Source organism: Rhizobium sp. UBA1881 (assembly GCF_002338015.1).
GTDB lineage: Bacteria > Pseudomonadota > Alphaproteobacteria > Rhizobiales > Rhizobiaceae > Rhizobium.
On the sequence record NZ_DDHH01000138.1, the window covers coordinates 1 to 317 of the forward strand.

1 protein-coding gene is annotated in these 317 nt (G+C 65.0%); it reads right to left on the reverse strand.

The annotated features are described in order from the left end of the window. On the reverse strand, positions 1-317 hold a 317-nt coding region (locus B3605_RS17135; protein ID WP_296435193.1), incomplete at both ends, for a substrate-binding domain-containing protein.

Sequence of the window (317 nt, forward strand, 5' to 3'; positions counted from 1 at the left end):
GCAACCCGAGCGAGCGAACCGCACGATAGACACCAAGCGCCGTCATCATCGAGCCGGCGACGATCGCGGTCGGCGGATTAGCCTGTTCCAGCAGTGAGCGGGCGAAGCGGAAGCCGAGCTCGTCGGTGAAATTGCCGCTGGCGATCAACTGGGGATCGAGTTCGATACCCCGGCTCTGCAGCGCCTCGCGATACCCCTTGTCACGGTGCAGCGCGTAGGTCGCGCCCGGGCGGCCGTTGATCATGGCGATCCTGGTATGTCCGAGATCGATGAGATGCGAGGTCGCGCGGCGCACTGCACCCTCGTTGTCGATGTCG